30 protein-coding genes are annotated in these 25891 nt (G+C 58.8%); 17 read left to right on the forward strand and 13 right to left on the reverse strand.

The window, feature by feature from the left end; translation table 11 throughout:
• Nucleotides 1-46: 46 nt before the first annotated feature.
• Nucleotides 47-820, reverse strand: a complete 774-nt coding sequence (locus H4I99_RS23335; RefSeq protein ID WP_233290894.1) for an SDR family NAD(P)-dependent oxidoreductase — start codon at nt 818-820, stop codon at nt 47-49.
• 197 nt (nt 821-1017) lie between these two features.
• Between H4I99_RS23335 and H4I99_RS23340 the strand changes: the two genes are divergently transcribed.
• Together H4I99_RS23340 and H4I99_RS23345 are read left to right on the forward strand one after the other, a co-directional pair.
• A complete protein-coding gene (locus H4I99_RS23340) occupies nt 1018-2634 on the forward strand; it encodes an RcgA family putative transporter (protein ID WP_163906484.1) in 1617 nt (538 codons plus the stop codon).
• Nucleotides 2624-3625 carry an alpha/beta hydrolase family protein gene (locus H4I99_RS23345; protein WP_163906486.1) on the forward strand — a complete coding sequence of 334 codons (1002 nt, stop codon included), beginning with the start codon at nt 2624-2626 and terminating at the stop codon, nt 3623-3625. The genes H4I99_RS23340 and H4I99_RS23345 overlap by 11 nt, the downstream gene beginning before the upstream one ends.
• Nucleotides 3626-3898: 273 nt before the next feature.
• Here the strand turns inward: H4I99_RS23345 and H4I99_RS23350 are convergent, their stop codons facing one another.
• The 9 genes from H4I99_RS23350 to H4I99_RS23390 form a co-directional block, all read right to left on the reverse strand.
• Nucleotides 3899-4927, reverse strand: coding sequence for an acyltransferase family protein (locus H4I99_RS23350; protein WP_244625270.1), 1029 nt, complete (start codon nt 4925-4927; stop codon nt 3899-3901).
• Between the two features lie 66 nt (nt 4928-4993).
• A complete protein-coding gene (locus H4I99_RS23355; protein ID WP_163906553.1) occupies nt 4994-5719 on the reverse strand; it encodes a nickel/cobalt transporter in 726 nt (241 codons plus the stop codon).
• The gene (locus tag H4I99_RS23360) at nt 5719-6159 is read right to left on the reverse strand and encodes a YqaA family protein (RefSeq protein WP_163906490.1); all 441 of its coding nucleotides are present in this window, start codon (nt 6157-6159) and stop codon (nt 5719-5721) included. Before H4I99_RS23360 ends, H4I99_RS23355 begins: the two co-directional genes overlap by 1 nt.
• 28 nt (nt 6160-6187) lie before the next feature.
• Nucleotides 6188-7495 carry an MFS transporter gene (locus H4I99_RS23365; RefSeq protein WP_163906492.1) on the reverse strand — a complete coding sequence of 436 codons (1308 nt, stop codon included), beginning with the start codon at nt 7493-7495 and terminating at the stop codon, nt 6188-6190.
• 16 nt (nt 7496-7511) lie between these two features.
• On the reverse strand, nt 7512-8702 hold the full coding sequence (locus H4I99_RS23370; protein WP_163906494.1) for a nickel/cobalt efflux transporter: 1191 nt from the start codon (nt 8700-8702) through the stop codon (nt 7512-7514).
• A gap of 7 nt (nt 8703-8709) precedes the next feature.
• The gene (locus H4I99_RS23375; RefSeq protein ID WP_163906503.1) at nt 8710-8991 is read right to left on the reverse strand and encodes a metal-sensing transcriptional repressor; all 282 of its coding nucleotides are present in this window, start codon (nt 8989-8991) and stop codon (nt 8710-8712) included.
• 127 nt (nt 8992-9118) lie between these two features.
• Nucleotides 9119-9922: a hypothetical protein gene (locus tag H4I99_RS23380; RefSeq protein ID WP_163906505.1), complete on the reverse strand. Its 804-nt coding sequence runs from the start codon at nt 9920-9922 to the stop codon at nt 9119-9121.
• 9 nt (nt 9923-9931) lie between these two features.
• Nucleotides 9932-10651 carry a HupE/UreJ family protein gene (locus tag H4I99_RS23385; protein ID WP_206110916.1) on the reverse strand — a complete coding sequence of 240 codons (720 nt, stop codon included), beginning with the start codon at nt 10649-10651 and terminating at the stop codon, nt 9932-9934.
• Between the two features lie 46 nt (nt 10652-10697).
• Nucleotides 10698-11087, reverse strand: a complete 390-nt coding sequence (locus H4I99_RS23390) for a hypothetical protein (RefSeq protein ID WP_163906509.1) — start codon at nt 11085-11087, stop codon at nt 10698-10700.
• A 160-nt stretch (nt 11088-11247) separates the two neighbouring features.
• On the opposite strand from H4I99_RS23390, the gene H4I99_RS23395 reads away from it, so the two are divergent.
• The 10 genes from H4I99_RS23395 (at nt 11248) to H4I99_RS23440 (ending at nt 20506) form a co-directional block, all read left to right on the forward strand.
• A complete protein-coding gene (locus H4I99_RS23395; protein ID WP_163906511.1) occupies nt 11248-11529 on the forward strand; it encodes a hypothetical protein in 282 nt (93 codons plus the stop codon).
• 88 nt (nt 11530-11617) lie between these two features.
• Entirely contained in the window at nt 11618-12487 is an 870-nt protein-coding gene (locus H4I99_RS23400; protein WP_163906513.1) for a hypothetical protein, read from the forward strand.
• A 162-nt stretch (nt 12488-12649) separates the two neighbouring features.
• Nucleotides 12650-13366 carry a transglutaminase domain-containing protein gene (locus tag H4I99_RS23405; RefSeq protein ID WP_163906515.1) on the forward strand — a complete coding sequence of 239 codons (717 nt, stop codon included), beginning with the start codon at nt 12650-12652 and terminating at the stop codon, nt 13364-13366.
• 147 nt (nt 13367-13513) lie between these two features.
• Nucleotides 13514-15073, forward strand: coding sequence for an ABC transporter substrate-binding protein (locus H4I99_RS23410; protein WP_163906517.1), 1560 nt, complete (start codon nt 13514-13516; stop codon nt 15071-15073).
• Between the two features lie 68 nt (nt 15074-15141).
• Complete coding sequence (locus H4I99_RS23415) at nt 15142-16083, forward strand: ABC transporter permease (RefSeq protein ID WP_163906519.1); 942 nt, start codon at nt 15142-15144, stop codon at nt 16081-16083.
• A gap of 1 nt (nt 16084) precedes the next feature.
• Nucleotides 16085-16999 (forward strand): ABC transporter permease, encoded by a 915-nt coding sequence (locus tag H4I99_RS23420; RefSeq protein ID WP_164490840.1) that lies wholly within the window; start codon nt 16085-16087, stop codon nt 16997-16999.
• Entirely contained in the window at nt 16996-18009 is a 1014-nt protein-coding gene (locus H4I99_RS23425) for an ABC transporter ATP-binding protein (protein ID WP_163906521.1), read from the forward strand. The genes H4I99_RS23420 and H4I99_RS23425 overlap by 4 nt, the downstream gene beginning before the upstream one ends.
• Nucleotides 17996-19006, forward strand: coding sequence for an ABC transporter ATP-binding protein (locus H4I99_RS23430; protein WP_163906523.1), 1011 nt, complete (start codon nt 17996-17998; stop codon nt 19004-19006). Before H4I99_RS23425 ends, H4I99_RS23430 begins: the two co-directional genes overlap by 14 nt.
• Nucleotides 19007-19239: 233 nt before the next feature.
• The gene (locus H4I99_RS23435; protein WP_163906525.1) at nt 19240-19728 is read left to right on the forward strand and encodes a YchJ family protein; all 489 of its coding nucleotides are present in this window, start codon (nt 19240-19242) and stop codon (nt 19726-19728) included.
• A 16-nt stretch (nt 19729-19744) separates the two neighbouring features.
• On the forward strand, nt 19745-20506 hold the full coding sequence (locus tag H4I99_RS23440; RefSeq protein ID WP_163906527.1) for a YkgJ family cysteine cluster protein: 762 nt from the start codon (nt 19745-19747) through the stop codon (nt 20504-20506).
• Nucleotides 20507-20543: 37 nt separating this feature from the next.
• On the opposite strand, the gene H4I99_RS23445 is transcribed toward H4I99_RS23440, so the two are convergent.
• The gene (locus H4I99_RS23445) at nt 20544-20819 is read right to left on the reverse strand and encodes a metal-sensing transcriptional repressor (RefSeq protein ID WP_163906529.1); all 276 of its coding nucleotides are present in this window, start codon (nt 20817-20819) and stop codon (nt 20544-20546) included.
• 202 nt (nt 20820-21021) lie between these two features.
• Here H4I99_RS23445 and H4I99_RS23450 point away from each other — a divergent pair, with 202 nt between their 5' ends.
• From H4I99_RS23450 to H4I99_RS23460, 3 genes are read left to right on the forward strand one after another with little or no spacing between them, the layout of a single operon-like run.
• Entirely contained in the window at nt 21022-21270 is a 249-nt protein-coding gene (locus H4I99_RS23450; protein WP_163906532.1) for a hypothetical protein, read from the forward strand.
• 46 nt (nt 21271-21316) lie between these two features.
• Entirely contained in the window at nt 21317-22042 is a 726-nt protein-coding gene (locus tag H4I99_RS23455) for a HupE/UreJ family protein (protein ID WP_163906534.1), read from the forward strand.
• Between the two features lie 13 nt (nt 22043-22055).
• Entirely contained in the window at nt 22056-22736 is a 681-nt protein-coding gene (locus H4I99_RS23460) for a transmembrane anchor protein (RefSeq protein WP_163906536.1), read from the forward strand.
• Nucleotides 22737-22793: 57 nt separating this feature from the next.
• Here the strand turns inward: H4I99_RS23460 and H4I99_RS23465 are convergent, their stop codons facing one another.
• Together H4I99_RS23465 and H4I99_RS23470 are read right to left on the reverse strand one after the other, a co-directional pair.
• Nucleotides 22794-24119: an Nramp family divalent metal transporter gene (locus H4I99_RS23465; protein ID WP_163906537.1), complete on the reverse strand. Its 1326-nt coding sequence runs from the start codon at nt 24117-24119 to the stop codon at nt 22794-22796.
• A gap of 175 nt (nt 24120-24294) precedes the next feature.
• Complete coding sequence (locus tag H4I99_RS23470) at nt 24295-24615, reverse strand: hypothetical protein (RefSeq protein ID WP_163906539.1); 321 nt, start codon at nt 24613-24615, stop codon at nt 24295-24297.
• Nucleotides 24616-24897: 282 nt separating this feature from the next.
• On the opposite strand from H4I99_RS23470, the gene H4I99_RS23475 reads away from it, so the two are divergent.
• Together H4I99_RS23475 and H4I99_RS23480 are read left to right on the forward strand one after the other, a co-directional pair.
• Nucleotides 24898-25404 (forward strand): hypothetical protein, encoded by a 507-nt coding sequence (locus tag H4I99_RS23475; protein WP_163906541.1) that lies wholly within the window; start codon nt 24898-24900, stop codon nt 25402-25404.
• Between the two features lie 62 nt (nt 25405-25466).
• On the forward strand, nt 25467-25865 hold the full coding sequence (locus tag H4I99_RS23480) for a hypothetical protein (protein WP_163906543.1): 399 nt from the start codon (nt 25467-25469) through the stop codon (nt 25863-25865).
• Nucleotides 25866-25891 lie beyond the last annotated feature (26 nt).

Below are 25891 nucleotides of genomic sequence, written 5' to 3' on the forward strand. Positions count from 1 at the left end.
ACCGCCACAGTACCTTTGTCCCCATAGCGGCGACGAAGCCTTTGGATCAACGAATGTGACTGCCGCCGTTGACGTCAAGCGTCGCGCCGTTTAGCGAGTCCTGGCCATAGCGCAGCACGAAGGCGACAAGTTCCGCAACTTCTCTGGGCTCGGCCATATCGCCCACCGGTATCTCGCCCATCGCCGCCTCCCTGCTTTGCGCCGCAATGTAGTGTTCAGCCATGCCTGTTCGAACCAGCCCTGGTGCGATACACACCGCGGATGCGCCCTCGCGACCAAAACTGCGGGCGATAGATTTGGTGAGATTGATCATTGCCGCGTTCGCAGCACCATAGGGGATGGAATCGGACGCGCTCCCGCGCTGTCCGGCCCGGCTGGCTATGTTCACAATGCGCCCTCCCCCTTCGGTTCTGAAATGCTGGAGGGCTTCCTTGCAAAGATCGGCGGCGGCGAAAAAATTAACCTGGAACTCGTTCTGCCACGCCGCTCTCCATTCTCCGGGCGGACTTTCAATGGAGATTTCGGTACGGATGCCGGCATTGTTGACGAGGCCGTGAACACGGCCAGCATAGTCGACGGCTTTCCGCCATAGTTCGAACGGGCCGTCGACGTCAGACAGATCGGCTTGAAGAAGAAGGCCGTTGCCGTCGATCCGGTCTAACAGTGTCTCCGCCTTATGCTCGTCCTGGCAATAATGAATGATCGGCCGTCCGCCCTCCAGGGCGACGCGCTCGACAATAGCCGCCCCTATGCCGCCGGAGGCGCCGGTGACCAGGATTGTCTGCCCGAGCAGAGGCTTATCCACATGCCGTTCCATCATTCACTTCGCCTCCTTGAATATTCAGAGTTTAGGACCACGAGAAAACACAATCATCTGTCACATACCGCCGGCGCGGCGCGATCGTCCCGCAGCGTCGTGGGTATCCAGCGCTTTGGGACTACGCCTCTTTTTGGAGGCGAAGCCACGACACGACACGAAATCGAGCGAAACGAAACGAAACGCGAGGCGATAAGTCCTTGTTGAACAATGGAAAGTTTTTTCTCCCGCCGCCGAAGGACGGGAGCGATTTCAAAGAACTCTTCAAACGATTGGCCGCCGCGGGAGCGGGACGGCCTTTAGGAAGCGATGGATTTCCCGCGGGACCGTGGACGCCAGAGCTTCTTGCAACGGCGATTTCGGAAATTGATTCGAACCGCATCGGGGTCGACTTGCGCACGGTGCAGCTTTGGTTCCAGGAAAATGACAAAGGAATCAGCACCGCCAACATCCGGTGGCTAGCGAGGATTTTCGGATGCGATGATCCGGCCGCAACCAGCGAATGGCAGATGGAACTGAGCGCGGCGCAAGCTCGACTGACGGTCAAGAGGCGCTACGGGAAGCGGGACACGGGAAGTACGCCATTCGAAGGCCGGGATTTGGCACCCGCCGCAATCGGGATCGACGGCCTCGAGTCCGCGACAGGACTGGTGCAATTTGCCCATGCCACCGGTGGAAAAATCCGTCCTTTCGGGCTGGCGATGAGATCTGAGGCGCTCTTCAGCAAGGGATCCCCGTTGAACCTGCCCGCAGCGGTATTTGCGGGCGCCACCGCCCTTGGCTTTTTGTCCTATGTGACTGGTATTCACAGCGCAAATGTCGAACGGATGGACGGAGTCGCAAAGCAGGTCGGATTTCTTTGGGCGCCGAACTGGACTTTCGTTTTCCTGGTGGTGCTGCCGCTGTTTCTGGCTTTTACGATAGACCTTCTCGTCTTTTGGAAATCTGAGGGGCGCTTTACGGTTGGAGCGCCACGCGATCAGGTCGAAAGCCTGAACGGATGGGCGCGCATTGTCGCAAGTTCTTCCTTCACTTACTGGGCTGTTTTTCTTGTTTGTATCGTATTCGCGGGAGTGATCCAGTGGGTCGAAGTGTGTCTTCTTCCATTGATGAAAGGTGGAGGCGACTATGCGATAGATTGGGGTAAAATAGCGATCGTGCGCCCGGACATCATATCTGTGCCTGAGGAGATCATTTTTACAGGCCTCGCCTACTCGTATATGGCGATTTGCTTTTATATTTTCTTTGTTGGCCTAATTCTGCTCTACACCATCGCCCATGATTTCTCGACAATTACGAGGAAACTGAAACTTCGGACACATGGACATCAACTTTGCGAGATCAACGAGATCGCCTTCAAAACCATGAGTGGGATTTTCCGATGCACTGCGTTGGGTATCATGGTCGCTATATGCATGAAGGGCCAAAGCTCTTATCTCACATCAGCTAGTCGGAACATCGCTGTGTGGTTGATCAGCGACATGTCCTCAGTCCTACATGGACGGATTAGTCCGAACCTCGAAACCGGATATAGAATGCCGACGCACTATAGTAGCCTCCTCATCGTTGTTTCGACGAGCATTGTATTCTTGTTCGCTTGTGTTCGTATCGGGTTGGACATCCAGCTTCGAAAGACTCTATGGATAATGTCGACGGTCGTAGCCCTTCTTATTGGATCGTATCTGTTGATCGATGCGTTCCCTGGCTTCTCGATACTTCTGGCGCTATCAGTGCTTTCTGCGCTCTATGGTTTGTTTAATCCAGGGTTCGGAACATGGCGAGGATGCGGTTTTGGGGCCAAGATAAATGTATCATAAATGGCTAGATCGATGGGATGAGCAGCGGGCGCGGCGTGGCGAGGAAGGGAAGCACGCAACTGCCTTCGCACTCGACGCGGAACTCGCCTTTCCCGGAACTGGCAAGGTTCGGAGCATCGAGGAATTCTGTGCCCTTGCAGACAAGACGCTGACAGATCAATCGTTCTTTGAACGACCCAATGAAGTTGACCAAGGGTTTCAGACACAAGATGAATGGCTAAAATTTCCCTCAGATATCATAACCGACATTGAGGAAAACAACACCGTTTGGGCGAAGATCACCGAAAGTGGATCGCTTGATCACGCACTGGTGGTTTTTCATCATTGGAACGCGAGGGCGCGAAATAGCCAACTCGCCAGATACCTTTCGCGGCGTGGCATTACCGTTGTGGAGATTGCCATGCCGTATCACTTCGAGCGTAGTCGCCCAGGCTCCACGCATGCCGATTACATGCTCAGCGCAAGTCTCGGCCGAACGATTCAATCGATCAGACAGGCCGTTCTGGATGGGCGAAAACTTATCCGTTGGCTTAGGAGCAAAGGCTACAAACAGATATCTATTCTCGGCGTGAGCTTGGGCTCATGGGTCGCGGGGCTCATCGCCGCACATGAGCCGACTGTTTCGAAAGCTTCATTGTTCCTGACGGCTGGAAGCCTGGCAGATATGGTTTGGACCGGCCGCGCTACACGCTCAATACGAGACAACTTCGAACCAACTATTGAGCTGGCAGAACTCCGCAAGGCCTGGGGCCCAATGGGCATGGAGAACTACGTGAAGCGTTTGGCAAGGCCGGGTCTCGATCTTCACGTTGTTCTGGCGAAGAGAGACAAGGTGATTCTATCAGAGCTATCAGCAAGCTTCATGCAGAAACTGACCGGGGCTGGTGGAAGGCCGACTGTCTTGCAATTGAACTGTGGTCACTATTCACTCGGCATACCGCCTTACATTTTTCAGGCGGGTCTGAGCTTGAATCGGTTCGTGTCGCGCTGACAAAATCAGGCTGGAGCTGAGTTGGCAAAGCTCTTGAAAGGAATCGAACCGCCAACATTTTATGAAAAGAACCTAAGCACATGATTTCTAGTTGTGAACGTTAGCTGCGCACTTGAGGAGCAATCCACATAGGGCCATTGGCTGTCTGGCCCTTCCAAGAAGTGGGCGTTTGAGCCCAAATGTTCCCGCCGTGCGAACTCAAAGTATCTAAAGTCCATGTAGCGCATGATATCAGGCACTAAACCTCCCATCCAAGCCGCATACAGGTAGGCTTCATCTCTCATGCACGCCGAAAGAGGTTTGGGCACTCGCCCATCGTTTGATGAACCTGCGGCTTAGCGGCTCAAAGAAGCGCGCGATAAGCCAACAAATGAACAGCAAGCTCAACAGAAGTAGTGCACCGACAGACCATCGTCCGCTTTCGGCTCCAAAACGCGCAAACACCGAATACCCAATATTCTGATGAAGCAAATACAGAGGATAGGTCAAACCACCGACAATAGTGGCTGCACCGGGCGAAACGGAGAGGCTTGGCGTCAGGACACAAACTGCCACGCAAACAAGGGATATCGGTCCGATCAGAGCAAGACCGAAATTGTCTCGATAAATACCATAGATCTCGAAGTTCTTAGGCTCTACAAAAAACGGCGTAAGGCAAGCCAGTAGGATCGACAAAACAAGAACGCTCATCGCCGACACCCCTGCGCCATAGCGAACCTTGTAGAGCGTCATCCCGAAAGCAAAATAGCCGGAATACTCTGTGATCAATAGCTTTCGAAGAATTTCACTGTCGATGTGAAATTCGTTTAGGGCGGACAGTAGAACCCATAGGAAAACAATGAGCTTCCAGAAGCGGTGAAACCATCCGGCCGCCATGAGCACGAAAACCCATCCATAGAAGATGATTTCATAGGCTATCGTCCAGTAGGCCCCATCAAGGAAAGGCTGCCCCAGGAGCCGTGAATTTATGATAGCATGCGATAACCACTGCTTTATTGTCGGGTCCGGAAGACCTGGAACCGGCCAATTGTACAGGACAATGGCCGTGATTGATGCACAGAGCACAAACGTCGGCCACAATCGCGCGAAGCGACCGATCGCAAATTCCAACGCGGTGCGTCCCTCGGACGAGAGCGTTATGACGTAACCGGATATCGCAAAGAATATGAGCAGGCCCGTGTCTAGCCAGATGGCTATATCGGACACTTCGGAGAAACCGATTCCTCCGCCCTCACCGGTAACCTGCATCCGGAAAGCATAGTGATGCACAACGACGAGCATCGCTGAAACGAATCTCAGCATGTCCAGGTTTAGGAGCCGCTCGGCCGGCATTTGTATTAAGACCTCAGTTGAACAGTTGGCAGCACATCACGCGAGCATCTCACGCACGGCAATCAGCATGAGAATGGAGCCGGCCGCTGCTTCGACGACACGGGATAGGAGCTCAAGGAGGGTGGCACGGCTTTCGAGCAGATGGATCATGCCGTTGCGAAAGAGAATTGATGCGACCGCAACAACCGAAAGGGTTAGTGCGACGCCAAGCATCATGACGACGGCGAAGGCAACACCGGCTTCCGGCACGCCGCGCGTCACGGCGAAGGTCATCACGAAGAGGGTCAGCGGACAGGGGATCAGCCCCGCCGTGAAGCCGACGGCAAACCCCTCGCCCTCTCTGTGGCTCTGCGGCTTGCGGCGGAAGGCGCGATACAGCATCCATAGACCGATGAGGCCAAGCAAACCGCGGCTTAAATCCTCCAGCACAGGCGCGCGGCCGGGATTGGCGAAGGAGGAGAAGGAGACGAGCGGGAGCGCGAGCAGCACGATCAGCACCGACATCGTCACATGGGTAAAAGAGAGCACGAGTGAAACGGCGAGGCCGCGTAGGATTCCGAGAGGAGAGCCTGCCAGATAGGTGGCGAGGATCGTCTTGCTATGACCCGGCGCAAGCGCGTGCGTGGCACCGAACAGAATGCCCATCGGCAGATAGAAAAGCAAAGCACCCCAACCCCCACCATCGGCGAAAGCCTTGATATGCTCGGCAAAGGCTAGGTAGACCGCGCGTTGAAAGCCGACAATATCGGGCAGCAAATTCATCATGACGACAGGCCCAGGGTGATGGTCGCCACGACCAGATAACGCCCCACTTTGGCTACGGCAACCAAAGCCAGGAAACCCGGCAACGGTTCGCGCAGCACACCCGCCACGACAGTCAACGGATCGCCGATCACTGGCACCCAGCTGAGCAGGAGTGACCACTTTCCGTAGCGCTGATACCAGTCCTGTGCACGATCGAGTGCCGCTGGTCCCACCGGAAACCAGCGCCGGTCCCGGAAACGCTCAAGGCCGCGCCCGAGAAGCCAGTTGATCAACGACCCCAGCACATTGCCCGCGCTGGCGACAGCAAGCAGCAGCCACACCGAATAGGTCTCCATCAACAGGAGGCCCGCCAAAGCCGCCTCGGACTGCATCGGTAGGATCGTCGCAGCGGCCAGTGCGACGAGGAACAGCCCGCCATAGGCGGCGAGCGCATTCATGGGGACCCGCCGGCCCGCGACCGTTTCCTCATATCGAACGCGGCCATTCAGTATGGTCGCCGTCGATGACATAGGCGTGGCGGTGGCGGTGTCCGCCGCCGGCGAGATGGGGATGATCCGGCTCGAGCTCATCGTGTTCGTGGTCGATTTCCTCCGGATCATGGTCAGGCCAAATGCGGGCCGCGAGCATGACCGCAAGAAGGGCGAGAATGCCAAGAGCGACGAAGGTGACCGAAAGCCCAGCCTTTGCACCAAGCCATCCCGCGACCGGATAGGTTATCAGCCAGCAGGCATGGGAAAGTGCAAACTGCGCCGCAAACAATGCCGGCCGGTCCTCAGGCTGCGAGGAGCGGCGAAGCAGACGGCCAGACGGAGTCTGAGCCAGGGAGTAGCCAAGACCGAGAACGAACCACAGAGGAAGAAGGAACCCGTAGGCTGGGACGGTGGCACCGACGAAGAGGCCGGCCACGAGAACGGATGCCCCGGCAAGCATGGCCCTACGGTCCGGAACGTCGTCGAGAAGGCGTGGCAGCAGCAGGGCGGCGACCATCGATCCACCGCCGAAGGCTGCCAATGCCAGCGCTGTTGCCCGCTGGCTGAGGCCGAAGCCGGCCTGAACCAATACTACCGTGTTCACGATGACCATGGCACTGGCGGCGGCGACGGCGAGGTTGAGGGCGAGCAGCCCGCGCAGGCGCGGCGTCGCGAGATAAATGCGCAGTCCCCTTGTCGTGCGGTCATAGATGCCGCGCGGCGCCGTCGCCTTGGGGCTTGGGAGAGAAACCAACACCACCAGGGCAGCCGAGATTAGGAAGCCGACGACAGTTCCAGCAAACAGACTGTGGAAGCTGATCACCGTCAGCAGCGCGGCGGCCAGCATCGGGCTGATCACGCTTTCAAGGTCATAGGCCAGCCGAGAAAGCGACAGAGCCCGTGTATACTCCTTCTCGTCGGGTAGCACATCGGGGATCGTCGCCTGGAAGGTCGGCGTGAAGCCGGCGGAGGCCGATTGCAGCACGAAGATCAGCACGTAGACCTGCCAGACCTCGGTAACGAAGGGGAGCGCGAGAGCAACCGCCGCGCGGATCAGATCCAGCGTGACGAGCATCGTACGGCGCGGCAGGCGCTCCGCGAAAGCGGCAGCGACAGGCGCCACGCCGACATAGGCGATCATCTTGATGGCGAGCGCCGTACCGAGCACGGCGCCGGCATTCGCGCCGGCAAGATCGTAGGCAAGCAGCCCGAGGGCGACCGTTGCAAGCCCCGTCCCGATGAGGGCGATGACCTGCGCGAGGAAGAGGTGCCGGTAGGTTCGGTTTTGAAGAACGCTAAGCATGAAATGTTTCCTGGAGTCACCCGGCGGATGCAGGCGTGGCGGCCTGCGCCGCAAGCCCGATCCAGCCGTGATAGCCGACATAAAGGCCGACGAGGATGATGAGAATGCCTGAGAAATAAGGCGCTTTACGCGCGAAAGTGCCGAACCACGACCAGCGCTTCGTGGCATGGCGGACGCTGAGCGCCGCCGCCGCGCCGACGGCGACAAGGGTTACAGCAAGGCCGATGGAGAAGCACAGAACAAGGGCGAAACCGAGCGTGAACTCCTTGAGCTGAAGGCACAGTAGAAGAACTGTGATCGCCGCAGGGCACGGAATGAGGCCGCCCGTCAGGCCGAACATGATGATCTGCCAGGTGGTGACGTTGCGGTCAGCGAATTTGCGGCGGATGTCGTTGGCATGCGCCAGCTCATGCGCATCCTGATATCCGTCGGTCGCAACCTCCAGACCGCGCAGTTCCTCGTGCATATGATCATGGCCATGCCCTTCGACAAAGGAAAGGTCATAATCATGCGTATGGTCGCCATGGCCGAGGCTGACGCGTGCCATGAACTCGTGCGGTTCGGGAATCTCGTCGATGGATTCGAGATAGTTGCCCTTGTCGACAAAGGCGAAGCCCTGCCGGCTGCCGTCCGGCCGCTCGGTGGCGATCGTGACGTCGCCGGCCTGCCATTTGTGGCCGCGTTCGGTGCGGACGCGCCAGCGCGGCGGCACGCCGTCCTCGAAGACCTCGACGACGATCGTGCCGTGGCCGGTGTCGATGCGGCGCGTCTCCTCGCCATGCCCATGATGGCCGTGGTCGTGGCCATCACCATGACTATGGCCATGCCCATGATCATGTCCGGCCGCAGCCCGTGCTGCCTGCTGGTCCTGCCGGGTCCGCCACAACATCCACAGCGCAATGGCGATGATGATGATCGCCGAGACGAGCTGGAGGTAAGGCTCCAGGGTTTCGGCAGCGATGCCCTGCCAGAGATACATGCCGCCAAGCGCAATGGCCCAGACGATGACCGTATGGGAGGCCGTTGCCGCAAGGCCGAGAAGGATCGCCTGCGCGACCGTACCCCGTACCCCCACGATGAAGGCCGCCATCATCGTCTTCGAATGGCCCGGCTCAAGCCCATGCAGCGCGCCGAGAAGAATGGCGCTGGGCATGAACAGCCAAGCATGGGTGGAACCCTGCGCTATCAGTTCGGCAAAAGTGGGCATATATGTCTCACAGGAAGCGGGTGATCTGGCTGAAATCACGAATGGCGTTGCGGTCTTCATGGTCCAAGGGGCCGACCACCGCCTCTAGGCAATGGTCCAGATGGTCAAGGGCGAGCGTCCTTTTTGCCTGTATGATGGCTTTTTCGACCGCATGAAGCTGATGAACGATGTCGAGGCACGGCCGGCCGGTCTCGATCATCTCGATGACCTTGCGGATATGCCCCTCCGCCCGCCTAAGGCGCTTGGCGATATCCGGATGGGAGGGATGAAGTTCGCGATTGTCAATCATGACTTATGCTATCCCCCTGGAGGGGATATGGCAATCCCCTTCTCCTTCGAAATTCGGAGGTGACGGATAATGAGCCTCCAGAAGAAATTGCCGCTCCGGAAATGCAAGCCCGGAGCGGCAGCGCCGGTCACGAAACCCGCTTCATCTCCGCATAGGCGCCGCGAGTGCGCAAAGTGAAGGTTACCGGCGTGTTGCCACGGTTGCGCCAGAACCAGCCGTGGTTGCCCTTGAACGCCGCCTCGAGCTCGCCGCTGTCGCTTTCCACACCACGCCCCTTCTCATAGCTGACGGACTGCCCGCCGCCGTCTCCGTGAGCGTCGAAGTTCAATACTCCATTTTCAGCAGCCCATTCGAAGGCAGCCTTGGCGCCGGCATCCATTACCAACTTGACCTCGGCACCTTGGCCCGGATCGAGCGTGATGGTGATCTCATCGTTCTTTTCCGAGAGCGCAGCGGTCTGTGTCTCCACCTCGGCGGGCAGGGCTTCCGCTTCGTTCGGGTCCGCGAGAGTGGCAGTTGTGTCGCTTTCCTGCGAGACGCTACCCGTCTGCTGCGCAAGACGCGCGATTTCATCGGTGCTAGGCCCGACGATTGCGAGATTGTTGTTCGCCAGCATGGCTTCTATCGAAGCGAGGCGCTGCTCCATTTTCACTAGGCTGGCGGCCAGCGCCACGCCATCCGCACCTGCCAGCGGGGCTACCGTCGTGGCCGCCTTGTCCTTTGCATTCTCAGCAGCAAGCTGCGTCTTGATCTCGCCCATCTCGACAAGGCCGAGCACCCTGCCGACTCCGGTCGGGTCGATTGCATATTCGGAGGGCAGGACGATAGTGACGAGGATGGCACCAGCAGCGGCGGCGGCTATCAGAGTGGAGCGCTTCAGGCGTGCGAGCGTCGGGAGGTCCGCTCGGCTGGGAAAATCGGTGTTGTACATGGGATATCCTTACGAGAGAACGAGGCCGGTGAGCTGATATCCGATCAGCACGAAACCGGCGCACATCATGACGACATTGGCGGTGTAGGCGTGGCGCCAGAAACTGCGGGTCCGGCGCCAATAGCCCATCGCGATGAGGATGGTGCTGAGAGCTAGCAATTGGCCGATCTCCACGCCGACATTGAAGGCGAGTAGGTTCGGCACAAGGCCATCGGGAGAGATGTCGTACTCGATGATCTTCGTCGACAGGCCGAAACCGTGGAAGAATCCGAAGACCAAAGTGGCGACCTTGGTGTTTGGCTGGAAGCCGAGAATGCGTTGGAAAGCGCCGATATTGTCGAGCGATTTGTAGACGACCGACAAGCCGATGATGGCATCGATGATATAGCTGTTGATGCCGACGTTGAAATAGACGCCGAGCAGCATCGTCGTGGAATGACCGACGGCGAATAGACTTACATAGATGCCGATATGCTTCAGCTTGTAGAGGAAGAAGATCACGCCGAACAGGAACAGGATGTGGTCGTATCCCGTCACCATGTGCTTGGCGCCGAGATAGATGAATGGGAGAATGTTGATACCCGAGATTTCCTGAATATAGCCCTTGTCACCCTCGGCAACGGCATGGGCATAGGCGGCGCTGCTGATCAGCAGGCTCGAGAGAAGAGCGAGGACGAGGGACAGAATTACGTTACGTCCCTGCCGCGCCCCAAGAGAGGGAACGTGCATAGGTTTTCCGATCATTTCGGTTGAGAAGTCCGCAATGCGGACGGCTTCAGGTCCGGAAGATCGGTTTTGGGGGCCGTTCGAGAGTAGCAGCGACACCTTCATGGGCGAAACGATCGGAAAGGACGCGCAACGAACTATCGACCGATACCGCTATGACTGTGAAGCTTTGCGCCGCTCTCGCGGTCTCATGCGAATGATCGCCTGGGTTATGGCCATGCAGATGGCCGGAGGCGCGCTCTTCGACACTGCCGTCATCGTGCACATGGTCTTCGCCCGCTTGCTGTGTCTTCAGCGTAGCGTGGCGTTCGACCTGGACGCGGCCGAGCGTACCCGGATTGTGCGCAGCAAAGCCCGCCGCCATGAACACCAATGTGCTCACGACCAGCATCAGCGCGATCACCGCGCGAAAGCCTGTTCTGTGCAAACCTGTCGCCATGCTCAAGGAAATATCAAGGATAGGTTGACGATCCGTTAACCAAGACTGCGGCGTTTTGATGCCGCGCGTCTTAACTTTGTCTTAATCCTTTGTATCGAGTTTCTCCATCATGCGCGACAGATGTGTCAGAAATTTGCGAGCCCTTGTGGCGGCCATAGCCTTGGTCGCCACCCTGCTCGTGTCGCTGCATCACGGCCTTGCCCCGACAGAAACGCCCATGACGCGGGCCACGGCGGAAATCGCTCAGTCAATCGGCCACAGCCATGACAGCAAAGGTTCACCTGCCCAGGCAGAAGACCATTCTCATCCTCATTGCGTTCTGCCTTGCGCAGCGACCAATGTGTGGGCAACGTCGAGCATGAAGCTGTCCATGACCAATGAATTTGGTCGTGGCGAGCCGCTGACCGGCCTTTTCCGCCCGCCAAGACCTCTCGCCCTTTGAGGGCGAGGCAGGGCTGACATTTTTTCATTCCGTGCCTCGCAAGCCATTGCGCGCCCCTTGAGGGCATTTCAGATCACGGAGTTACCCCATGTTTTTTCAAGCCGCCGTTGCGCGTCAGGAACTCGCACGCCATCTTGCAACCCTGAATTACAGTATCAGCAGCGCCGCCTGGCAAAAGCTGTGCATGGCCATCAAACGCGACCTGCAGGCGAAGCGCCTGAGGCCGAACGTACCGGTCCCATCGCGGCGCAATCCGGTCGCCTTCTACCGAACCATGGTTCGGGAAACCGGATCGGTGGGCCAAGCCATCGCAGCCTTCGCCCATGATGGCGCCTGGACCTCAAGCGGCGGCTCGTTTCGTCTCGCCACGACGATGGGTATCGATATCTATGAAGAGGCGGAGCGCTTTCTGGAACTCAAACAACGCTTCACATTCCTTGAGATTGGCGCGGCCTGGGCCGGGTTCCGAACCCCTATCTCGCGGCACAAATGCAACGACATCGCGTCGATGAGCGATGTGTTCGCCGACGAAATGGGACAGCGTGTCTTCCTCCATTTCACGAACCTGACACCCTGGCATGAAGCGTTGCCAGAGGGTGTTTATGAGCATCCCTACGTGACTGCGGCTGGCCTTCGCCTGCTCGAGCGCCAAGGCGTGGCGCGCGGGTCGGTCGACATCATCTATTCGCAGGCCGCCGTCTATTTCGAAACCGACCACGCCTCTTTTATGACGAGCGCCGGGCGGCTTCTGTCGGAGGACGGCGTGCTGATCTTCAACCACCGGCCCGAGATCGCCGCAGAACTCGACGTTCTAGCGGCGCAAATGGGGCTTCTGCCCTCAAAGCGCATGCATCTCGAAGGCATGAACGGTGATGTTGTGCGGTATCAGCGCAAACACAATCCGATCGCCCAAATGCCGATACTCGCCGCGGATCACCCTATCCAGATCTACGCGTGACGACGCCGTCATGCAGGGCATGGACGAACGCGCTCATCCCCGCCTCCTTGGTTCCCACTGGCCGCCGTCCTCGACTTCGAGGGCGGCGGCGCCAAAGCCGCCAACCGCCTGGAGCACTTCGCTCTCCCGACACGCCAACTCCCTTGATACAGGATCACGTCCATGTTGAACCGACGCCATCTACTGATAACTGCCGGCACGTTGATCACTATTCCTTGTATTGCCAACGCAGTGATCCATCCGCTCGCCCGGGTGGCGTCGGCCCAGAAGGCAATCCAGGCACAAAATGCCGCGAAACGTGCCTTCAATGCGAAATTCATCCTTGGGTCTTTGGGCGAGAACTTGACGCCAATCGAGGCACGCATCGCGATCTTCGAACTTGTGCGGCGGGTTCCTTACAAGCTGACCGCCTGGAAAGGAGAGCCGTTGAGCCTTTTCGCCCTGGGGCGAGGCGATTGCCGCCACAAGGCAGCGGCGGCCACTCACCTCCTGAAGGCCGCTGGCTTTTCCGCGCGTCAGACATTGGTGACGTTTGATTGGGCGGATCTGCCGATCCCACGTGACATGCTCAATCTTTTGACCGACACGCGCAGCTTCCACGACACCGTACTCGTTTCCATAGATGGCAAGGAACGATTGTTCGACGCCACCTGGGATCCGGATCTGCGGGCAGCTGGATTCCCGGTCCTCGACCGCTGGGACGGTGTGTCCGGCACGCTACCGATCACGCGCGGGAAGCTCAGCCTCGTTGGTCTCGAAAAAATCCCCAAGGATACCAGCATCTACGATTTCTATGGCTTCCGCTGGCCGGTGCGGAAGAAGACGCTGGAATTCAACCGTCGATTCAATGCCTGGACAGATGAAATGCGCGCCACCTGAACCGTGAATTCCCAACAAACTGTCTTGCCTGTGGCGAGCAGATTCTCCACCTCGGCCCTCTTGTGGAATCCTCTGGTGGAGGATAGGTTTATTATGTCTAGACATTACAAGAATGCTACCAACTGCCACTTAATGGGGAACGACAACATGACAGATCTCTCTCGCCGCCAGTTTCTCGTCGCGGGGTCGGCCCTTGCGCTGATCTCCTCGCTGCCGACACTTGCCTTCTCTCAGGAGGCAGGCACGCTCAAAATCGCCATCGCTGCCGAGACCGGCAATCTCGATCTCCTGACCAACGTCTCTACGCTCAGTTCCTATACGATCGTCTTCGACGGTCTCGTCCACTACGGCCCGAACGGCACCCTCGAGCCCGGGCTTGCCGAAACCTGGACCGTCGCGGACGACGGGCTATCCATCACTTTCAATCTGCGCAAGGGCGTAACCTTCTCTGACGGCACGCCGTTTGATGCCACCGCCGCCGAATGGAACCTCAAACGCTGGATGGGCAATGCCGATTTCTCCTGGATTGCGATTTCCGACGCCTTCGACAGTACCGTTGTGCAGGATCCGCAGACGCTCGTGCTGAAGCTGAAGCGCCCCGTTCCGGCGGGCCTGCTCGAGCTGACGATCGTCCGCCCCGTACGCTTCCTCTCGCCGAAGGCAGTCGACGCCGACGGCAAACAGACTGCCGCCATCGGTACCGGCCCATGGATCCTGGAATCGACCGATTCCTCCGGCGCCGTGCTGACGCGGAACGACAATTATTGGGGCGAGAAGCCGAAATTCTCCCGTATCGAACTGAGTGTCGTCCCGGACGAACTCGCCCGTGCCAACGCCCTGCGCTCTGGTGATCTCGACATCATCGGCGGAGACTGGGTGGCGCCGCTTTCGCCGCGCAGAGCCAAGTCGCTCAATGGCGAAGGCGTAACGGTGGTTGCCGAGCCGGGAACGGCGACCATGCTGCTCGGCTTCTCTCCGAAGTCTCCGGTCATGCAGGACATCGCCGTCCGTCGCGCAATCTTCAATGCCATCGACCGGCAGGCAGTCGCAACGGTGCTTTTCGAAGGCTATGCCGATCCGATCGCCGACCTCTTTCCGTCCAACATCCCGCTCGCTGGCAAGCGTCACGAGGTGCCGACACGTGACGTCGCGACGGTCAAGAAGATTCTCACGGACGGCGGCTGGAGCGAAAGTGGTAGCTGGTCCAAGGACGGCCAGACCCTAGAGTTGGAGTTTCTCGTATCGGAAGAATCACTGCCCGGGTCGCGCCGCGTCGCCGAAATGGCACAGGGTCAGCTTGCGGAGTGCGGCATCCAGGCCCGTGTCACCTCTGTCGACAATGCTACGATGCATGACCGTCGGCCGGCCTTCGAATACGATCTCACCTTCTTCACCACGTACGGTGCGCCCTACGATCCGCACGGCACGCTCGGCAACCCGTTCGTATCCACAGTCGACAGCGGGCCTGACGGCAAGATTTACATCGCGCCGGCGCTCGACGCTCTGATCAAGGCAGCGACCGATGCTAGCGGCGATGCGCGTGAGCCGGCAATGCAAGCTGTCTATGACTGGCTCTACGACAATGTAGCCATCTGCCCACTCGTCGTGCAGCAGCGGCTGTGGGCGCATGGCCCGCGTGTCGAAAACTTCAGCCTGCCCAACACTGATTATGACCTGCCCTACAAAGGTATCGGTCTCAAGGCCTGAGTTCGCAGCCGTTTTTGCCAGTCAGCGAGGAGCTGGCTGGCAATCCGTTTCCTTTGGGGGGAGAAAGCATGCAGAAACTCCTATTGAGGCGAGCCTTGCTCGCCCTCGGCCTCGTGTTGGCTGCCTCAGCCGCGATTTTCGCGCTGATCAGCGCTGCACCTGGCAACGTCGCCGCACTCATTGCCGAGCGTGCCGCCGGCCCTGGCGCTGACGCGCAAATGATTGTACGCATCGCCGACGAACTCGGCCTCAACGATCCGCTTCCGATGCGCTACGGCGCTTGGCTCATGGACGCCCTGACGGGCGATTTCGGCGTGTCGCTTCGCACCGGAAAGCCGATCGCCGAGGAATTCGCAAAGCGTATTCCGATCACAGGCGCCTTGCTCGTCGGTGGTGGTGTGATCGCGCTACTGCTCTCGCTCGGCATGGGACTTCTCGGCGCCGCGAGCAATGGTGGCCCAGTCGACAAGGGTCTGCATGGCCTTTCCCTCGTGGGCGCTTCTACACCGAACTTCTTCGTCGCCGCCATGCTGGTTATCGTGTTCTCGGTCTGGCTCGGGCTCGTGCCGACCTTCGGCGTGCGCGGCTTCAGCGGGTGGGTTCTGCCCTGGCTGACGATTGCGCTCTTCCCGGCTTGCGTATTGGCCCGCGTGGTTCGTGTGAACCTTCAGGAAATCATGGCACGGCCATACGCCACGACCGGCTTCGCCAAGGGCTATTCGCGCGGCGGTGTTCTCGTTCGTGAAGCTCTGCCCAACATCGCGGTACCCTTTATTACGACCTTCGGTGCGCAGTTCACGCTGATGATCATCGGCTCGATTGTCGTGGAAACCGTCTTCGCGTTGCGCGGCGTGGGTTCTTTTTTCATCGATGCCATTCGCTTCCGCGACTTCATCGGCATGCAAGCGTCACTCCTGCTGTTCGTCGTCTTCTTCGTCGCCGTCAATTTCATTGCCGACCTGATCTGTCTCCTGATCGATCCGCGGCTTCGTCGTGCAAAGGGAGCTTGATATGGACCGCAACATCTTCAGCCGCTTGCGCGGATTGCCCTGGTTGACGATCTCGCCCGTCGTCTTTCTCGTCATCGTCGCGGTCTTCGCGCCGTTGCTCATGACATACGATCCTGGCGCTCAGGACTACAATGCCATCCTCACGGGACCGAGTGCACAACACTTCTTCGGCACAGATTATCTTGGCCGTGATATCTTCAGCCGCATCGTCGGCGGAGCCCAGGTGTCGATGACAGCGATGGCCATCGTCCTTGCCTCCGCGCTCGTCATTGGCGTGGTGATCGGTTCGTTCGCCGGCTATGTCGGCGGCACGGCCGAACTCGTGCTAATCAGCATCATCGACATCATTCTAGCGCTGCCGAGCCTGGTAATCGCACTCGCGCTCATCGGCATCATGGGAACGGGTTACTGGTCGATGATCTTCGCGCTCACGATGGCCTGGTGGGCGAACTATGCCCGCATGAGCCGGGCCGTCGTCGTCGCGGAACTGCAACAGCCGTATATCGAGGCGGTTCGAGTGATGGGCGCGGGGCACTTATGGATTTTTGTGCGTCACATCCTGCCGCACGTCCTTGCGCTTGTCGTCGTCTATGCCAGTGCCGACGCGGGCGCGCTGGTTCTCTCCATCGCCACTCTGTCCTTCCTCGGCTTGGGCGTTGCTCCACCGACACCTGAATGGGGCCAGATGCTCGTCGATGGCATGGGCTACATCGAGGAAAACCCCTCGCTGGTGATCATCCCCGGCCTTGCGCTCACCTTCGTGGTGGTCAGTTTCAATCTGCTCGGAGAAGCGTTCGCACTCCAGAAGGTGCCAGCACCGATCGGCGGGAGGCTGTTACGCCGCCGCCGGAAGGACCGTGCGGCAGAGGAAGCACAGCGCAATGCTATCGAACGACAGGGAAAGGTAGCGGCATGACCAGCTCGCAAGCGATATATGACGTGCACAACCTCGTCATCGACCTCCACACGACAACCGCCAGCATTCGCGCGGTGGATGGCGTTTCGTTTGGAATCAGGCCCGGGGAAACCGTAGCCGTCGTCGGTGAAAGCGGCTCCGGTAAGACCGTTATGACGCTCGGCCCGCTCGGCCTGCTGCCCGAAGGCGTCCGCGTCGATATACGCGGAGAAGCACGTGCCGAGGGTGGTGATCTGCTTACGATGAACAGCCGCGCTGTCTCAGCGTTGCGCGGCCGGTATTTCGGTGTGGTCTTCCAGGATCCGATGAGTGCGCTGAACCCGATGCTGAAGGTCGGTCCTCAGCTTGCCGCGCAAATCCGCCGCTTCCGTGGCGCCGACAAGACGACAGCAAAGCGGGAGGCGATCAATCTCCTGCGCCGCACCGGTATCCCGGACCCTGAGGATCGGTTCGACCGCTATCCGCACGAAATGTCCGGAGGTATGTTGCAACGCGTGATGATCGCGCTCGCTCTCGCCGCTCGCCCGCCGGTGCTCATCGCCGACGAGCCGACGACGGCGCTGGATGCGACTGTCCAGGCGCAGATCCTCGAACTACTACGGCAGATTCAGCGCGAGGATGGCATCGCAGTCATCCTCATCACACACGATATCGGAGCCGTCGCCGCGGCAGCCGACCGGGTCGTCGTGCTTTACGCGGGCCAGGTCGCCGAGCAAGGCGCTGTAATGGATGTGCTCACCCAGCCGGCCCATCCCTATACGCGCGGGCTGCTTGCCTCCGTGCCAGATTTTCGGTCGGGCAACCGCATCGTCGGCCGCGAAATCTCAGGCTCGCCACCGAACCAGATCAAGCTCTCGCCGGGCTGTCGCTTCGCCGATCGCTGTCCGCTCGTCCAGCCTGAGTGCCGCGTGCATCGCCCACTTCTCGAAACCGTCAAGCAGTCCGGAGGCGACCATCTGGCCGCCTGCCCCGTCATCGCCGCCACGGAGGTCGAACATGTTGTCGCCTGAAACCACGCAAGTATCCTCGCCCGCCATCGCCATCGAGGGACTAAAAGTCCATTTCGGCGCCCGCTCCGCTGGCGGTTCCGCTGTGCGGGCCGTGGACGGCGTCACCCTTTCCATCCCGCGCGGCACGTTTCATGGCGTGATCGGTGAATCCGGGTGTGGAAAGACGACGCTCGCCCGCACGATCATCGGACTGCAAAGAGAAACAGAAGGTCGCATCCTCGTCTCCGGCAAAGACCGGGCAACATGGCGGCACGACGATCCGAAATCCTTCGCGCGGGAAATCCAGTTCATCTTCCAGGATCCACTCGGCTCAATGAGCCGCCGCCAGACGGTGGAGCAGTCGCTGGAGGAACCGCTACTGATCCACAAGGCCGGATCGGCTGCAGATCGACAGAAACGCATAGCCGAACTGCTCGAACTGGTCTCCCTGCCCGACACGGTGCGCGACCGACTGCCGCGATCGCTTTCGGGCGGCCAGCGCCAGCGTGTCTCGATCGCGCGGGCACTTGCGCTCAATCCATCCATCCTCGTCTGCGACGAGCCGCTTTCGGCACTTGACGTTTCGATCCGCGCGCAAATCGTCCGCTTGTTCCTCGAACTCCAGCAGAAACTGGGCCTGACGATCGTGATGATTGCCCACGATCTCGCCGTCATCCGCGAGATCTGCACCACCGTCACGGTGATGTATCTTGGCCGGGTCGTCGAGGAAGGCAAGACGGCGGACCTCTTCGCCAATCCAGCCCATCCCTATACGCGCGCACTGCTGTCAGCGGTCCCCTCGGCCGATCCGCGGATCGAGCAGACGCGCCAGCGCATCTTGCTAGAGGGTGATCCACCAAGCCCCCGTGCCATCCCTTCCGGCTGTCGGTTCCATACGCGCTGCCCGTTCGCCGACGACGCATGTGCGAAGATCGACCCGGTGCTGGACGACGCGCGACACGGGGGGCGCGTCGCTTGCATCAACGCCGATACACTGCCTGGAACTGCAGCCATCTAGGCCATCGGCTAGCACCTTGCATTTTGCAATGCATAGACCGAAGGCGGTGTGTCTCCTCTGCGTTTGCGAGTGCCCACCGCCTCTCTCTTAATCCACACCATTCCCGTAAAAGTGAAAAGACGCAGGTCGACATTATCCTATCTAGGAGGATAGGATAATGTCGACACGCTCGGTCCGCGAGTCGCGCAACCCTATCCGCTGAGCAAGCATCATCGAACGATCGGGACAAAACGATGCCCCAATGCCCCTGTGGCTTGCCAAATCAACTGGACGACTGTTGTGGGCCCTACATTGCCGGTGCGCCGGCACCCACCGCGGAAGCTTTGATGCGCTCCCGCTACAGTGCGATCACACTGGGCGCGCTCGACCATATCGAACGGACATGCACCGATAACGCGATCCACTCCTTCAACCGTGTCGATATGGAGCGATCGCTTCCCGGTGTTGATTGGCTGGGTCTGGAAATTCTCGGAACCGAGGACGGACAGGAGTTCGATATGCATGGTGTCGTCTCCTTCCAGTTTCGTTACCGCCATCAGGGCAAGGAACTTAGTCAGCGGGAAATCGCAAATTTCACACGCGAAAATGGCGAATGGCGTTTTGACGGAAGCGTGATCAACCCGAAGGCACCGCCGGTTAGGTCGGAGCATGTCGGCCGGAACGATCCATGCCCTTGCGGCTCCGGCAAGAAATTCAAGAAATGCTGTGGCGTAACCGCATGACGAATGGACGCAGGCAATGACGACGGAAAAGCGTTTTGCCTGCACCGCTTGCGGAATGTGTTGTTACGGATCGGTTCCACTCACGGTCGGCGAAGCCGTGTCAATGGCTGGCCGGTTTCCTCTTGCTCTTTCCATGTCGCCCGTCAGGCCAGGCGCGCGCGGCCAGACGATCGTCGAGCGCATCGGCGTCTCTATCCCGATTGCGCAGCGCAAGCGTTTGTTGCTCGTCGCAACCCCAATGTCGTTCATTCCGCCTTACATGGCATGCCCCGCGCTACAAGATGACAAGCTTTGCGGCATTCACGCAAACAAACCAGTCCGATGCCGCGCAATGCCCTTCTACGCTTTCAAGGACGAGGATAGTCAAGCGGATATGCTTGTACCCCGTAAGGGCTGGCTGTGCGAAACTGGCCCCGACGCTCCTGTCGTTTATGAGCGCCGCAAGATCGCTGACCGCTCTGATTTCGATCAGGAGAGAGTGGCGCTGATCGATCAGGCCTCACAGCTCCAACGCCATATCGACCTCTTGCTTCAACACAATCCAGCACTGCTGGCGCACTTGCTCAAGGCGGCGCAAGCGCCGCTCGGCGGACGCGTCGCTGTTGGATTCCTAGCATTCCTTCGTTACGACAGAACCGTGGACCTGCTCGACTTCGCAAAACGACAATACCCCGTTCTGGAAGATTGGATCTTGCGAACCGATGGCGATTCACGAGCCGTCGAATTTAACGGCCTCTACCGGCAGGCGCTTTTCGAGATAGAACGCTTCGTGCGCTAGCCTCCTCCCCCCCAGCAAATCTGCTGGAAAGAGACGGCTAGAGGAACTTCGTGATGGCCTTGAATTCGTCGATCGGTTGGCGCTGGTCCCGCGGCAAGACGCCGATGGTTTCCTCAAGGCAATGATCGAGATGATCCTGGATGAGGGTACGTTTGGCGTTCGAGATCGCCTTCTCGACGGCCTGGAGTTGTTGGGCAATATCGAGGCAGGGCTTTCCAGCCTCGATCATCGCGATCACGCTCTTGAGATGCCCCTCCGCCCGCTTCAAGCGACGCATGATCTCAGGATGCGTTTCATGTCTATGTTCTGCCATACTCGATCCTTATCCCCCCAAGGGGATCGCCGAACGCATCTTGTGCGAATCCGCGCGTGAAACTATCAGGATATCTATGGCGTTTCGACACTCAAAACCAGTATTCGGATCGGTGGTGGCAATCCTTTGCTGCCTTGCCGTTTTCATGCTGGCTTTGTCGACGCCCGGCGCACATCCTGCACGTCAGCATTTAACCGAATTCATGCAGTCTCACCATGGCGAAAGCGATCATGCTTCCGGCCATTCGCATGACGATTTCGATGAGGTCGATGGCGATGTCGACGATCGTCATGATGCCGACCATACGCATGAAAAGCCGAGCCTATGGATCGGATCGACCGGCTCCATCCGCGTCGCGACCGCGCTCGACTACCAGTTTCGCAGCGATACCTTGCAATCGGGTCTGATCGTTCTTCTCGAACGTCCGCCGCGCTCCGTGCCTTTGGCCTGATCGATGCCGCTTTGGCGGCGCATTCAACAAAGTCACGGATATTTCTATGAAACCACCACTCTTCGGAGGGGGCGGCCGCACGTTCGGCTTGCCCGCATCCCAACTCCTCTTTGCGTTCCTCGCCTTGCTCTTCACCGCAGGTGCGGCGGCAGCCCATGCTGTTGCAGAGGGCGATAAGGGCTACATCCAGGAGATATCGGGCGTAAACCTGATCCCGTTCGTCTATCTCGGCGCCAAGCATATGGTTACGGGATACGACCATCTCCTCTTCCTGTTCGGTGTAATCTTCTTCCTATACCGGCTGAAGCATATCGGCATTTATGTCAGCCTGTTCGCCATCGGGCATTCGACGACGATGCTGCTCGGCGTCTACTACGGCTGGAACGTCAGCTCCTATCTGATCGACGCCATCATAGGCCTCTCGGTCGTCTACAAGGCGCTCGACAATCTCGGGGCTTTCCAGCGCTGGCTCGGCTTCCAGCCGAACACGAAGCTCGCAACGCTGATTTTCGGGTTCTTCCACGGTCTCGGTCTCGCGACCAAAATCCTGGAATATGAGATCGCCGAAGACGGCCTCGTGCCGAACCTGCTTGCCTTCAATGTCGGCGTTGAGATCGGCCAGCTGATCGCTCTCGCCATCATCCTCATCGGTATGAGCTACTGGCGCAAGACGTCAGGCTTCCTGCGCCATGCCTATACCGCCAACGTTCTCATGATGACTGCCGGATGGGTGCTGATCGGATATCAGCTCACCGGCTATTTCGTCGCCTAACAAGGATAGAAACATGTTCAACTCCCAAGCACCCTCTGCCGACGACCTGCCCTCCTCCGCACAACTCGTCAAATCCACCATCATTTCGGCTGTCGCAGCCGCGGCCATCCTTGTCACCATCGTCCTTCCTTCCGAATACGGCATCGACCCCACGGGCGTCGGCTCTGCCATGGGCCTGAAGGATATGGGCGAGATCAAGGTCCAACTCGCCGAAGAAGCCGAAATGGACCGAAAGGCGGCCGAAGACGCCGCACAGCCAGCGGCGGCTTCGGGCGGCACGCAGGATCAACCTGCAACGACGCCGATGGAGGGAACCAGCCTGATGGACCGCATCATCCGTGAGTTCGGCATCTCATCGGCCTATGCACAGGATGCTGCGCTCAGGAAGGACGAAATGTCCATCACGCTTCAGCCCGGTGAAGGCGCGGAAGTGAAGCTGGTCATGGTCAAGGGCGCAACGGCGAACTTCACCTGGACCGCGAATGGCTCGAAGGTCAATTTCGACCTGCACGGCGACGGTGGCGGCGAAAGCATCAGCTACGAAAAGGGCCGTGGCGCTGCGGAACATAGTGGTGTTCTTGAAGCAGCATTCGATGGCAATCACGGCTGGTTCTGGCGCAACCGTACCAGTGATCCGGTCACCGTCACCTTGAAGACCGATGGCGCCTATACCGACATCAAGCGCATTATGTAAGCCGCTCAGGCTCCAGGAGGAATCCTCCCGCTCCGGCGGGAGGATTCGATGCCGTTGTCAGCCGAGGAAGTCGATGATCATCTTGACGTTCAGGCCGGCGATGACGACCGCGATGAGACCCGCGAGCCCAATCAGCCACATAGGAGCGACAAGCTCTCCCATCTTCCGGCGGTCCGCGGTGAACATCACCAAGGGAAAGACCGCAAAGGAAAGCTGAAGGCTGAGTACAACCTGCGTCAAGATCAGGAGTTGCGCGGTTCCGCTGTCCCCGTAAAGGAGCGTAACGCCCGCGGCCGGTACAATGGCGATCCCGCGCGTGATAAGCCGGCGCAGCCAAGGGGCGAGCTGGATGTGCAGAAACCCCTCCATCACGATCTGCCCCGCAAGCGTTGCGGTGACCGTCGAATTGATGCCGCAACACAAAAGCGCAATGCCGAAGAGAGTGGGTGCGATCGCCATGCCAAGCAGCGGCGCAAGCAGACTATGCGCCTCGCCGAGTTCGGCGATTCCGGTTCGGCCGGTGCCATTGAACGCGGCGGCAGCAAGGATGAGGATCGAGGCATTGACGAGAAGCGCGAACATGAGCGCGATCGTCGAATCGAGCGTTGCAAACCGCAGCGCTTCACGCCGCTCTTCCAGTGTCTCGCCATAGGCGCGCGTCTGCACGATCCCAGAATGCAGGTAAAGATTGTGCGGCATCACCGTCGCTCCAAGAATGCCGAGCGCCAGGTAGAGCATATCGGGATTGGTGATGATTTCCGTCGTTGGTGCGAAGCCGCGCAGAACGCCACCCCAATCGGGGTCGGCAAGTGCGATCTGTACGGCAAAGCAGACGGCGATAATGCCAAGCAAGGCCATTACGAATGCTTCCAGCCAGCGGAAACCGAGGCGCTGGAGATAGAGGATCAGGAAAACGTCCAGCGCCGTGACAATGACGCCGAGTTCGAGCGGGATGCAAAAAATGAGGTTGAGGCCGATGGCCGTCCCGATGACCTCGGCAATATCCGTGGCGATGATGGCGATTTCGGCGAGGAACCAGAGCCCGTAGGCAACTGGTCGCGGAAAGGCATCGCGACATGCTTGCGCCAGATCTCGGCCCGACGCCACGGCGAGGCGTGCGCAGAGCGACTGAAGAACGATCGCCATGATGTTGGATACGAGCGCGACGACGAGCAGCGTGTAGCCGAAGCGCGAACCGCCTGCCAGGGATGTCGCCCAGTTGCCGGGGTCCATGTAGCCAACGGCCACCAGATAGCCCGGCCCGAAAAATGCGAGCGCCCGGCGAAGGCGCGAGGAATCCTTTTTCACCGAAACCGTACGATGCACGTCGGAGAGCGACACCTCGCCACCGGACGACAGCCACCCTTCCCTTCTCACGTCCAAGAGAAGTCTCCCTTTTGCAAATGCAATTGCAAATCATTCGCATCTATAGGCGCCAATAGCAAGCCCTCATATACGAAAGCCAGCAGCATCGCTTCAACTTACGGAAATCCAGGCGCGCCGCTGACAACGGCAAACAATCTGCATAGGCAAGACGGCAATATGACGAGACTGCCGCTCACGCCGGCTGTTTTGCTATGGACGTCGACTTGACCCGATAGATTTCGGGGTTTCGAGTTTTTTCGATGTCGGCCACCGATAGGAATTCCAGCCTCGCAAGAACCGCTTGGTAGAAAGCCTCGGCCCCAAATCGCTCGTTCATCTTCGCGACAATTCCGGCTCGGACTTCCTTCAGATCAAAGTTTGGATCTGCCATCACTGGCAAAGTTTGCAGGGTGGCCATCAGTTGATCTGACATTTCCATCGTTGGAAATTTGCGCCCATGCCACGCTTCATCGTTTGCTGTGAGCGACACCTCGGCGACGACATAGCCCTTCAACTGTCCCTCTCGGACAATCGGGACAGTCATCGGCTCCAAGCTAATGATGTGGTGCTCAGAAAGGACCGGAAACTGGGGTTCTACGCTCCTTTCTCGCGGGGAATATGTCGCCCCGAGGTAGACCGCGCTTAAACAGAGCACAGCACACCAGGTTCCGATCAAGGCAGGCGTCCACATGTGTTTCTCTCCCTGGCAATAGCTGACCGGTCCCGGTTGCACCCCCGACGGTAATGTGCAAGAGCTTAACAACGAATGAAATATCCTCTCTAGGAGGATAGGATAATGCGAAACGAACTTGCCACTTCGGTCACCTTCTGCCTAACCGTATTCCTCGCGACGTTGTGGAGTTTCTTAGTGCTCCCGAACGGCGTGGGTTCCCAAACTGCCCCTTCCGATGTTGCCAGTTGGAGGAGATTAGAAGCAGGCTCACCAATAAGATTGGAAGCGGCGCAGGTGCGCGCGCCTGTCTTGTCTCGCAGTGTGGATGTTTCGCTTGACGGCGGAGCCCTCGCCGAGATCGAGATGGAAATGACGGAAGGAGAACAAGCGTCATTCAGTTGGAAAGCGCGAGAAAAAGGCCTGTCGTTTAGATTGCATGGACGCCAGGGCAATCAGGAACAGATCTATGAGGCCGGGCGAGATATCAGGACAGACAACGGCACCGTGGTATCGCCCATGACCGGCCATATAGGGTGGGATTTTCGAAACGAGACCTCAGTCCCAACCGTTTTGAGTTTTGAGACGCGAGGGAATTTTCGGACGCTACGATGGCACGCTCATAGCCAATAATTGAAATCGAAGGCGGCATTGAAGCAACAAATTCTTAAGATTTCGGTGAGTAGCTGTTAAACATGTCGAGCCGGCTCCACACGACCCTCCTGTCTGCCGTCATCGCGCTCGCGATGGCGTTCGGCTGGCTATTGCCACATCAGAACGGCCGCGATTTCCGCCCTGCAGTCTCCTTCGTCGAACTATCGTTGCATGACGAGCGGCCGTCTGACATGGCCGGAGCCTTTCTGCGGCATAGCCACGAGACCGACGGCAAAGACAAGCGTGCGTCGGGCGCGCTCCACGCTCACAACAGTGCCGAGCACTTACACGAAACGCCAAACCTGACAGCAGGTATTCCGCTGAAGGCGAGGTCATTCGGAAAAGCTTGGTATGGGGTGCTCGAAGCTGCCGACGGCAGCAAAGCGCCTTACGAACTCCTTCGCCCACCCCGCACGCTGCGGCCTTCACGGGAAGCGTAGCTCCACTCGAAGTCCTTCGGTCTCTA

It is taken from the genome of Paenirhizobium daejeonense (genome assembly GCF_014280875.1).
GTDB lineage: Bacteria > Pseudomonadota > Alphaproteobacteria > Rhizobiales > Rhizobiaceae > Allorhizobium > Allorhizobium daejeonense.

Bases quoted from the DNA above. Each gene is read 5' to 3' on its own strand.
- H4I99_RS23345 (WP_163906486.1), top strand. From the start codon at position 2,624: ATGTATCATAAATGGCTAGATCGATGGGATGAGCAGCGGGCGCGGCGT.
- H4I99_RS23415 (WP_163906519.1), top strand. From the start codon at position 15,142: ATGCAGAAACTCCTATTGAGGCGAGCCTTGCTCGCCCTCGGCCTCGTG.
- H4I99_RS23350 (WP_244625270.1), bottom strand. From the start codon at position 4,927: ATGCTGAGATTCGTTTCAGCGATGCTCGTCGTTGTGCATCACTATGCT.
- H4I99_RS23380 (WP_163906505.1), bottom strand. From the start codon at position 9,922: ATGTACAACACCGATTTTCCCAGCCGAGCGGACCTCCCGACGCTCGCA.
- H4I99_RS23450 (WP_163906532.1), top strand. From the start codon at position 21,022: ATGCAGTCTCACCATGGCGAAAGCGATCATGCTTCCGGCCATTCGCAT.
- H4I99_RS23445 (WP_163906529.1), bottom strand. From the start codon at position 20,819: ATGGCAGAACATAGACATGAAACGCATCCTGAGATCATGCGTCGCTTG.
- H4I99_RS23385 (WP_206110916.1), bottom strand. From the start codon at position 10,651: ATGCACGTTCCCTCTCTTGGGGCGCGGCAGGGACGTAACGTAATTCTG.
- H4I99_RS23375 (WP_163906503.1), bottom strand. From the start codon at position 8,991: ATGATTGACAATCGCGAACTTCATCCCTCCCATCCGGATATCGCCAAG.
- H4I99_RS23420 (WP_164490840.1), top strand. From the start codon at position 16,085: ATGGACCGCAACATCTTCAGCCGCTTGCGCGGATTGCCCTGGTTGACG.
- H4I99_RS23360 (WP_163906490.1), bottom strand. From the start codon at position 6,159: ATGAATGCGCTCGCCGCCTATGGCGGGCTGTTCCTCGTCGCACTGGCC.
- H4I99_RS23370 (WP_163906494.1), bottom strand. From the start codon at position 8,702: ATGCCCACTTTTGCCGAACTGATAGCGCAGGGTTCCACCCATGCTTGG.
- H4I99_RS23390 (WP_163906509.1), bottom strand. From the start codon at position 11,087: ATGGCGACAGGTTTGCACAGAACAGGCTTTCGCGCGGTGATCGCGCTG.
- H4I99_RS23430 (WP_163906523.1), top strand. From the start codon at position 17,996: ATGTTGTCGCCTGAAACCACGCAAGTATCCTCGCCCGCCATCGCCATC.
- H4I99_RS23480 (WP_163906543.1), top strand. From the start codon at position 25,467: ATGTCGAGCCGGCTCCACACGACCCTCCTGTCTGCCGTCATCGCGCTC.
- H4I99_RS23475 (WP_163906541.1), top strand. From the start codon at position 24,898: ATGCGAAACGAACTTGCCACTTCGGTCACCTTCTGCCTAACCGTATTC.
- H4I99_RS23405 (WP_163906515.1), top strand. From the start codon at position 12,650: ATGTTGAACCGACGCCATCTACTGATAACTGCCGGCACGTTGATCACT.
- H4I99_RS23335 (WP_233290894.1), bottom strand. From the start codon at position 820: ATGATGGAACGGCATGTGGATAAGCCTCTGCTCGGGCAGACAATCCTG.
- H4I99_RS23460 (WP_163906536.1), top strand. From the start codon at position 22,056: ATGTTCAACTCCCAAGCACCCTCTGCCGACGACCTGCCCTCCTCCGCA.
- H4I99_RS23455 (WP_163906534.1), top strand. From the start codon at position 21,317: ATGAAACCACCACTCTTCGGAGGGGGCGGCCGCACGTTCGGCTTGCCC.
- H4I99_RS23355 (WP_163906553.1), bottom strand. From the start codon at position 5,719: ATGAATTTGCTGCCCGATATTGTCGGCTTTCAACGCGCGGTCTACCTA.
- H4I99_RS23440 (WP_163906527.1), top strand. From the start codon at position 19,745: ATGACGACGGAAAAGCGTTTTGCCTGCACCGCTTGCGGAATGTGTTGT.
- H4I99_RS23435 (WP_163906525.1), top strand. From the start codon at position 19,240: ATGCCCCAATGCCCCTGTGGCTTGCCAAATCAACTGGACGACTGTTGT.
- H4I99_RS23425 (WP_163906521.1), top strand. From the start codon at position 16,996: ATGACCAGCTCGCAAGCGATATATGACGTGCACAACCTCGTCATCGAC.
- H4I99_RS23410 (WP_163906517.1), top strand. From the start codon at position 13,514: ATGACAGATCTCTCTCGCCGCCAGTTTCTCGTCGCGGGGTCGGCCCTT.
- H4I99_RS23365 (WP_163906492.1), bottom strand. From the start codon at position 7,495: ATGCTTAGCGTTCTTCAAAACCGAACCTACCGGCACCTCTTCCTCGCG.
- H4I99_RS23400 (WP_163906513.1), top strand. From the start codon at position 11,618: ATGTTTTTTCAAGCCGCCGTTGCGCGTCAGGAACTCGCACGCCATCTT.